At 68.7% G+C, this 262-nt stretch carries 1 protein-coding gene; it reads right to left on the bottom strand.

Features of this window, described 5'->3' with window-relative positions:
* Window positions 1–247 (bottom strand): hypothetical protein (locus IG98_RS46410; RefSeq protein WP_157594920.1); only part of this gene is annotated, 247 nt, incomplete at its 3' end.
* Window positions 248–262: the final 15 nt, after the last annotated feature.

The raw sequence follows: 262 nt of genomic DNA on the forward strand, positions 1-262 counted from the left end.
CCCCACTGTCATTGACCGCGACCGACAACGGGTAGTTGTTGCGGTCGACCACCAAGACGGTCCGGCTGCCCTCAACCCCCTCATCCGCCTGCTGCCCGGAGTCCTGCCGGCTCGGGTTGTGCCGGTAGTTGAACATCGAGGTGAACAACGGCACATCACCGGCCACCCCGCTGGCCCGCTGCGCCACCGCCAACGGAGCGTGCTCATGCTCCAGCAACCCCGCCAGCCGGCCACGCATCGCCGACACCGCCGCCAGCACACC

Source organism: Streptosporangium amethystogenes (assembly GCF_000721075.1).
Lineage (GTDB): Bacteria > Actinomycetota > Actinomycetes > Streptosporangiales > Streptosporangiaceae > Streptosporangium > Streptosporangium amethystogenes.